This window comes from Bacillus xiamenensis (assembly GCF_000300535.1).
Lineage (GTDB): Bacteria > Bacillota > Bacilli > Bacillales > Bacillaceae > Bacillus > Bacillus xiamenensis.
Genome location: NZ_AMSH01000089.1, coordinates 1 through 8,900, shown reverse-complemented (window position 1 = coordinate 8,900; position 8,900 = coordinate 1). Strand labels below are relative to the sequence as shown.

Genomic DNA, 8,900 nt, shown 5'->3' with positions numbered 1-8,900 from the left:
GGCTAAAATAAAGTTCATTTTAGCCCTTTGTCAACAATCTGAACCTAGCTATTCGCTAGGTTCTGTTTCATGATAAGGCTTGTCCTGATAAAAGTAATTCGGTTTCACAATCGTATTGTCGTAGCCGCGATGGAAGATATGCGTAGCAGCAGGTGAGACTGGCGGAATGAGCCATGTCCAGTCACCTGTCAGTTTGCGGTCGGCCTTTTCTTCCTGTTTTTCAAACTGCTTGAATTGATGGGCTGCTGTATGGTGATCCACAATGGTCACCCCTGCCTCACGATAGGAGTGAAGAACCGCCACATTCAATTCAACAATGGCTTTGTCCTTCCAAAGCGACACATTCTTTGTCGTGTCCAGTCCTAAAATAGAAGCGACTTTTTTCAACATATTGTAGCGATTTTCATCAGCTAGATTACGTGCACCAATTTCTGTGCCCATATACCAGCCGTTAAACGGTGCGGCGTTGTAATGAATGCCGCCAATTTCTAACTTCATATCAGAAATAATCGGCACAGCATACCATTTCAGTCCTAAATCACGAAATCCATCATATTCAGGATGGGTGATCTCGACTTCTTGGACGATTTCTTTCGGAAGCTCATACAGAACGGGCGGCTGATCCTTTAGCTGAAACATAAGAGGCAGAAGATCAAAATGTGTACCCTCTCCTTTCCAGCCATGGGCTTCACATAACTTGGTTAATTCAAGTGATGCCTCGTCCCCAATGATGCCATATTCCGTCTCATATCCCGCATAGCGAATGAGCTGATGATTATAGATAACGACTTCCTTACGTCCCTTATTCTCTGGTGGAAAGATTGTAATGGACGGTTTGATTTTCCCGCCATTTGTCGCATACTCAATATGATGAAAGAGTGCCTCTTTCACCTCATCTGCTGTCTTCACATGCCGGCAGTCATGAACATGCAGCGTTGACCAAAACAAACGGCCAATGCAGCGGTTGCTATTGCGCCATGCCATTTTCGCCCCATGAGATAATTCTTCCGGCGTATGAGTATAAATGCCTTCAGACTCTATTTCTTTTTTTATTTCATGCAGACGTGCTGCTTTTTCTTCATTTGACTTGCCTAATTCTTCATAGCATAAAGAAATAAAAGCTTCTGCTTCATTCCACAACACTTCTTGGTTACTCAAACATACTCGCCTCACTTTAATACGAATATATCCATTGTAGCGGTTTCCTTTAATAAATTCACTTGTTTCAACCCATTTTTTATCATATCATCCGACAATTGTCCTTAGACAATGAATGAATCAATGATCTCAAGGGTCTTTTGGAGCCAGCGAACATACCCTTTTTCCCTTTCAATGGCTCTTGACAGCACTAAATAATGCCCGAATTGTACTGAATGTAGCGATTGGGCAGATGGGTCTTCCTCTGTTAAAGCGTTCAGCTTCTGTTCCAGCATCTCTACTTTCTTCGTTCGCTCTAGCACTGATGAGCAAACAGGCTGGCCGCTTCTGTTTTGTCCATAGATGAAATAAGAGCTGGACGAAAATAGAAAAAGCGGCACGCATTGTGCCGCTTTTAGCTTGTTCACAGAGAGGTAACCCCTTTTTATTGAATCCCTAGCGTCTTCTGATGAAGCAAGAACCGATAGACTGGCAGTTCATCGCCTGTTTTTGAAGCGATAAATCCTGATGTCATATAGCTGTCCTTTGATTCTGGTTCAAGGGCAAGTGACAATAAATTGGTCTCTGGCTGTGCAGTCACATACACCTTCGTTCCTTTTGGCAGCTGACGTTTCTTTTCAACGAGTCTCGTTTCAAGCTGAATATCGGTTGAGCTCTTTTCCTCTCGTTTTGTCACCTGATAGGCTTGTACCGGTACTTTCATGCCAACAGGCAATGTCACACTTTTTAACCCTAAAGTTCTGAGCTTTCTCTCTACCCCTTCATGTCCTGGGAGAATGAGATAAGCTGTCGGCCGTTCTCTTGTCAGTACAGGAACTGCATCACTCGCACTATGAAAACGTACAGGGACATTGGTGGTCTGTCCTTTTTCAATATCCACCATTTCCAGCGAATCGTTCACAGGAGCCTTGAAATCATCTTGTATGACCACTTGATCATCATCATTTGGTTGAAGACCTTTTTTCACCAGTTTCAGCCGCTCCGTCACCATTTGCTGCTTCACCTGCTTGGCATGCTTCACCGTTGTCCCAATGATTTTTTCATGCGTAATGACCTGTGCTGCGACGCGCCGGGTAAAGTTCTCTCTGCCAATTCCAATCCCCCTGCTTTCTACAAGAAACGATAGGGCTGGTGAGAGTGCAAGAGCATTTCGGCCAATCCGTGCATCGGTTCCGCCTTCATAAAGGTCGATCTTTCCATCCTTCCCTCTTGTGTTTGTATAATATAAATCGTTAGAAAACCCTTTATTCGTCAGCGTCTCACGCACTCCGTTGACGTATAATTCATTTGATGTTAAACGAATGCTTTCAGGGATGTTCAAATTCTTACCTGATAATATGAGCAGATCGTGATATTTCAGCGCACCTGATGGGCCAATATCTTCAAACTGCTTTTGACCTACATCATATTCATGAGCATCAATGACCACCTCTGGCGCATAACGATTAAATTCTTCATGCAGGGCTATCAGTTCTGGAGATTCTAGTGTCATGTGATCACGGTTGCCATCCATTCCGTTTGCAAGCCTGCGGTCAAATGCATAAGAACCATCTGGATTGATTCTTGGGACAATGATGACGTTCACATGGCTAAGTATACGCTCCCCCTCATCACCTGCTAGTCGTTTGGCGATGACAAGAGCTGATTCACCGGAGGCTGGTTCATTTCCGTGTATTTGTGCTTGCAGCCAGATCGTTGGCTTTTTTGACAGTGGAGAGATGTGACGATCCTTTGTAAAGTAGATAGCTGGAATGGATCTGCCTTCAATGGATGTTCCAATCTGTTTCTGCGTAGCATAAGGACTTTTACTGACAATGTCACGTAAGAAATCTTGAAGCTCTTCTTGTGTGGTAAATGCTTCTCCTTTTTTCTGAAAAGCAGGGGTATCGAACGTTTCGTCCGGCTCAGGATACAGCTTCTGAACCGAGGCTGGCTGTTCATAATTTTTTCCATAATAAGGGGTATCTGCATTCGCTGAAACTGGGGTCACCATTGACAAACTTCCTGCCATGAGGCATACAGCAGCAGAAAGAATCGCGCCTTTTTGTTTGGACATGCTATCCTCTCCCTTCGTTGATTTGCATTATAAAGAAAAAAACAGCAAAAGTGTCAGCATTTTTCAAAAATATAACTTTTGGAGGAATCAAACAGCCCTTTATATAGGGCAAATGAATGGATCTCACCCAGCAATAGGACCTAAAAAAGAGTGCCTGCATGGCAGCAGACACTCTTCTCATTACCAGATAGAAATGGCTCCAATGAGAACCGCCATAACCGTCATGGCGACGACTGCAAGTACAGCCCATTTCATCCCAAATTTCTGATGCTGATCCAGTGATACCCCAACAAGTCCAACAAGTAAATGAGTCGATGGAACAAGTGGACTTAACATATGAATCGGCTGACCAATAATAGATGCTCTCGCAATCTCAATTTTATCGACACCGTATGCCGCCGCTGTTTCTGATAGGATCGGCAGTACCCCGTAAAAATATGCATCATTCGGCATAAAGAACGTAAATATCCCGCTTGTTAACGCGACAATGACTGGAATAAATCCGCCAAGCTGTTCTGGAATAGCCGATACAATCGAAATCGCCATTTCATCGACCATTTTCGTCCCAGTTAAGATGCCTGTAAAAACACCGGCCGCAAAGATCATTGAAGCAATGGCTAAAACGTTTGTTGAATGAGCCGCAATCCGCTCACGTTGCTGCTCTAAATTCGGATAGTTCACGATAATGGCGACACAGAAAGCAAGAACAAACAGAACCGTTAAGCTGACTTTTCCTGATACAAGCAATAGGACCAATAATAAAGTCAGTGTCAGGTTAAACCACCAAAGTTTTGGGCGTTTGATGTCATCTTGCAGGGCCGCTGCCATTTCATTTGCATGAATCGGCTGGTCGAGCTCAATCACACCAAGGCGTTTTCTTTCGGCTTTTCCAAGAAAGTAAGCAACTACGACCATACTGAGAATCCCTGCACCAATGACTGGAATCATCGGCCCAAATAATAGTGATGGATCGACGCCAAGAGCACTCGCCGCTCTAGGTGTTGCTCCTCCCCATGGGATCGTATTCATAATCCCCATTCCAACACCCGCAATACCTGCTAGAATAATTGGCCGAATGCCAAGCAGTGTAAATAACGGAAGCATGGCTGTTGTTGTAATCATATACGTTGTGGTTCCATCTCCGTCGAGCGCGACAAGCATCGTCAGCACCGCTGTCCCGACAACAATTTTTAATGGATCGCCTTTAACAATTTTTAAAATTTTCGCCACCATTGGATCAAATAAACCCGCATCAATCATAATCCCGAAGTACAAAATGGCAAACATGATCATGACCGCCGTAGGTGCAACTTGCTGGACGCCTTTCACAATCATGTCTGAAATTTCTGTAAAATGAAAACCTGCAATAAGAGCAAATGCAATCGGTGTTAATACCAATGCCGTTAAAACAGACATACGTTTTGTCATAATCAATACCATAAATACAATCATCATAAGAAATCCTAAGATCGCTAACACGTTGTTCACCCCTTATTTTGTATACGCTTTCATTAATATTGGTATCCCATTTCCAACCCTTTCTGTCATGATATCTGACGCCTGAATTGAAGTAAATATTATGAATTTTAATTCTTTTTCGGTCGATAAATGCTTTTTGTTCATTTTGTGCAATTGTTGCCGTTCGTTGATTCCATGAAAAAAAGCGGCCTCACCTGACCGCTTTTTCTCCTTGTATGAACTGTTCATAACGTCTTAATTGATCTTCCATAAAGACCTTTGCTTCTTTACTGTTCATATACCGGCCTGTCCAGCCTTTTTGTTTCAACTGCTTTTTCCATGACTTGGTTTGTGTCATTTTTTGAAGAAGCTGATCCCATTCACGAATGTCGTGCTGATTCATTTGCTTTGGTCCCATCACACCACGCCAATGAGAAAAGGTGAGCGGGATTCCCTGCTCTTTCCAAGTAGGTACATCTTTAAATCCCTCTAAACGCTGATTCGTTGTGGTCGCGACGAGCTTTAGCCTTTTCTTTTCATAATCATGGCGAACCTCTGTAATGGTTGTCGTTGCTGCATCCACTTCATGAGCAATGAGTGCCTGAAATAAATCATCTGCACTGTCAAACTTCAAAAATTGAATGCGATATGGATCAATTCCTGCCATTTCGGCAGCCCGCGCGAATGAGATTTGATCATCATTCCCAAAGTCCGGGGCAAACCCAATTTTTAAGGAATCCGGTTTTTTCTTTAGTGCGTTTAACAGCTCTTTCCCATTTGAGAAAGGAGAATCAACAGGCACTGCGACGACTTGCCACTCCTCTGCAAGAATGGCGAGCGGAGTCACATCATTCATGGTCACGTTACTGCTGCCAAGCAAATTACGGCTTAATAATAGGCTTGAATTTAAACTAATATAATTGGCCTCTCGCTCCATCATGTAGGTCCATCCTTTATCGACCGTACCACCTCTTTGATAAAGAATATTCACAGGCTGCTTCACCAGCTTTTCTTGTTCTAGCACGGATTTCATCACTTGGGCCGTTTGGTCAAATCCGCCGTCAGGTACACCTGATACCACAATGTATAATGGGCTGTTTTGCAGGAAAGAATCTTTTGCTGTTTTTTCATTAAAGGTGAGCGTCATACAAAGGCAGGTCATGATGAGGAGAAGGATTCCTTTTTTCATCTTTTATGACTCCAATTGCTTTTTGGCAGGATAATATTTACGTTCTGGTCTGCCAATGATTCCATACGCAAGCTCTGCTCGGCATTCTCCCGTTGTGACAAGATACTCTACGTATCGTCTCGCTGTTGTGCGTGATGCGCCCATTTTTTCTCCGAGTTCTTCCGCTGTAATCCCGCTATTCTCTGATGCCATCAATGTTTTCACTTTCTCCAAGGTGAGTGAATTAATGCCTGTTGGCAGGTCGCGGTCATCCTTTTGTTTTGGTTCTTCCTGCATCTGCCCAAAAAACAGATCAATCATCGTTTGATTGACTTCATCCTTTGAGTTAATCAAGTCTTTCTTTTCTTTATATTCGGTTAAGACCTGCGTGAATTTTTGAGCTGTCACCGGTTTGATTAAATAATGAACCACGCCATAATGAAGGGCGTCTCTTAGCAGCTTCGTTTCCGTTGCAGCCGTGATAATGATCACATCCACTTCAGGATGGCGCTCTCTTAAAAGCGGCAAAAGGTGAGTGCCAAGCTCATCAGGCATATACACATCAAGCAAAATCAGATCCACCTGTTCTTTTTGAAGTGCCTCCCACATATCCTTTGCACTCTTTGCCTTTGCGGCGACTTGAAAGCCTTCTATCTTTTGTATATAAGATTCATGAATGGCAGCGATTCGAAAATCATCCTCCGCAATGAGTACCTTCATCACAATCTATTCCCCCTTTGTGCCTTTCGGTATGTATACAGTGAAGATGGCACCGCCTTCTTTTTGGTTCTGTACTTCAATCCAGCCCCCAAGTTCGTCCAATACCTCTTTGACATTGGCAAGTCCAAAGCCTCGCCCTTCTCCCTTTGATGAATGACCTCTTGTGAAAAGTTGTGAAATGGCTCCTTCATTGACACCATCCCCTGAATCAGACACCTCTATGATAATATCAAATCCAATATCTGTGATGAACAGGACTACTTCTCTCTTCTCCTTATTCAATACAGCCTCAAACGCATTGTCTACGAGATTGCCAATAATCGTGATAAAGTGAGATATACTCAAATGTGCGGGAAGCGGCTCCAATGAACTGTTTTCATCAATGTGAAAATGAATCTTTTTCTCAGATGCCTTTCCTAACTTGCCGAGTAAAATGGCTTGTATTTTTGGAGAGCGAATTTGCTTCATGAGTAAATCGTGCTGACGATTTTGAATTGTATATTCTTCTTTAATGAAGTCAATGGCTTCATCCACTTGTTTCAGCTCAAGCAAGCCTAAAATGGCGTACAGCTTATTTGAAAATTCGTGTGTTTGTGCTCTTAGGTCTTCTGAATATTGGCTTACCTCTGTTAATGTATCCAGCAGCTTCGTCAGCTCTGTTTTCTCCCTGAAGCTCACAATCCCCCCGAATACTCGATTGTCCTGCATCACTTTTTTTACATTTAACACAAAGGTTTTATCATTGACGACGGTTTCTATGTTAGGTTCAATCGTCTCTATCTTTAGATAGGATAGAAGATTGGCATTTGGCAACACTTGATCAATATGAAGAGGCAGCGTTGAAGAGACGCGTAGCATCTGTTCGGCTGACGTATTCATCATTGTAATTGCACCTTTGCGGTCAAACGCAATAATGCCCTCTTTAATCGCGTGCAGCATCGCTTCTCTTTCTCGATATAATGAGGCAATTTCATGTGGTTCAAGCCCTAATGTATCTTTTCGAATACTTCTTGTTAAAAAAATAGCTCCAAAAACGCCAGGCAGCAAAACAAGAAGAGCGATATAACTCAATTTGAATAATTGATGGGCTGTCGCTTGGTCAATGTCTCTTTTTAAAAATTCGACGGTGACTGTGCCAATAATTTCTTCATGCTGTCCTGTTTCCTTCATAATCGGCGCACTGCCTCTGACGACGGTTTCACCATCAGAATCACCAGTTGATATAGAGGTTCCTCCAAATAGCAGGGTGCTCCTTCCTTCAGATACACTGATGGTTTCCCCTACATCCTCATGATTCGTATGAAAAAGGACCTTTCCTTTTTGATTGGTGATGAAGATAGCATGTGCTCTTACTTGCTCCCTCATCTGCTCAAGCACTGCCTGTTCTTCATTTTGGGACGCTCCGGTAGCCACCGATGTTTTAATGGGCGGCATATAGGATATCGTTCTAGCGGTTTGCACTGCCAGCTGTTCGGCTTGTCTCTGCCTTTCTGATGTTTGCAAAAAACCGAAACAAATCGTCAATAAGGCAATGACAACAAGCAAAAGCCCGATAATTAACCCCAAAATTTTCGTTTGTAAAGTGACTTTCCTTTTGCCCATCCTCACCGCGACAACTCCTAATTTCAGTAGATTCATAGAATAGACTCTAAGAAAATCATATCATTTTTTCTCACTAAGTTAAGAGAAAATTCATTCAATCAAAAAAGGATGACTCAGCATGGAGTCATCCCTGTTTGTTTTTTACGTGATGGATAAACCAGCACTGGCATACCCTGCTACGGTATTCACTAAGGAAAGACCTGTAGCTGATGCAGAGAATACAACAAGCAATCTTGTTTGCGATGTGACTGGCACATTCAGATCAGTAGCAATGCCGTTTGCTATAGCACCTAGCGTTAAAATTCCGGTTAACGCTGGGTCCAGTGTGACGCTAGCTACTTGAGTAAAGCTGTTATTTGGTGTCGGTGAAGCAAACAGACTAGCCGTAACGGTAATACTCGTGCCAACTAAAGAAAGGCCTGCTGTCGTACTAAAATAGCCGGCAAAAGACGTAATGGTTCCATCCCTTGGAACTGAGAACGCCATGTTTAATAACGTTCCTGCGGCACCTGTTAAATCAATGATCCCGCCTACAATAGTGACACCTGTCGCTGAGCTGCCAAATCCGACCAAGCTAGATGTTCCAACGAGACCACCAGCAATTGTTGTCAAAACAGCCGGAGTACCAGATGCAAATGGAATAATCGCACTTGCTCCGGTTGCACCTGTGGCTCCTGTATCTCCTGTTACACCAGTTGCTCCTGTGGCGCCTGTATCTCCTGTTACACCAGTTGCTCC

The 8,900-nt window shown here is 43.3% G+C and carries 8 protein-coding genes; all 8 read right to left on the bottom strand.

What is annotated here, in order from left to right; genetic code table 11:
- Positions 1-48: 48 nt before the first annotated feature.
- Positions 49-1,158, bottom strand: a complete 1,110-nt coding sequence (locus tag BA1_RS17545) for a nitric oxide synthase oxygenase (RefSeq protein WP_008361861.1) — start codon at positions 1,156-1,158, stop codon at positions 49-51.
- Positions 1,159-1,262: 104 nt separating this feature from the next.
- Positions 1,263-1,565 carry a virulence activator alpha C-terminal domain-containing protein gene (locus BA1_RS17540; RefSeq protein WP_008361860.1) on the bottom strand — a complete coding sequence of 101 codons (303 nt, stop codon included), beginning with the start codon at positions 1,563-1,565 and terminating at the stop codon, positions 1,263-1,265.
- Positions 1,566-1,582: 17 nt separating this feature from the next.
- Positions 1,583-3,214 carry a M14 family metallopeptidase gene (locus BA1_RS17535; protein ID WP_008361859.1) on the bottom strand — a complete coding sequence of 544 codons (1,632 nt, stop codon included), beginning with the start codon at positions 3,212-3,214 and terminating at the stop codon, positions 1,583-1,585.
- Between the two features lie 180 nt (positions 3,215-3,394).
- Positions 3,395-4,693, bottom strand: coding sequence for an Mg(2+)/citrate complex secondary transporter CitM (locus tag BA1_RS17530; RefSeq protein ID WP_008361858.1), 1,299 nt, complete (start codon positions 4,691-4,693; stop codon positions 3,395-3,397).
- A gap of 190 nt (positions 4,694-4,883) precedes the next feature.
- Entirely contained in the window at positions 4,884-5,861 is a 978-nt protein-coding gene (locus BA1_RS17525) for a tripartite tricarboxylate transporter substrate binding protein (protein WP_008361857.1), read from the bottom strand.
- Positions 5,862-5,864: 3 nt separating this feature from the next.
- On the bottom strand, positions 5,865-6,563 hold the full coding sequence (locus BA1_RS17520) for a response regulator (RefSeq protein ID WP_008361856.1): 699 nt from the start codon (positions 6,561-6,563) through the stop codon (positions 5,865-5,867).
- 3 nt (positions 6,564-6,566) lie between these two features.
- On the bottom strand, positions 6,567-8,162 hold the full coding sequence (locus tag BA1_RS17515) for a sensor histidine kinase (protein ID WP_008361855.1): 1,596 nt from the start codon (positions 8,160-8,162) through the stop codon (positions 6,567-6,569).
- Between the two features lie 141 nt (positions 8,163-8,303).
- Positions 8,304-8,900: exosporium glycoprotein BclB-related protein (locus tag BA1_RS17510; RefSeq protein WP_008361854.1), on the bottom strand; the 597-nt coding region annotated here is incomplete at its 5' end.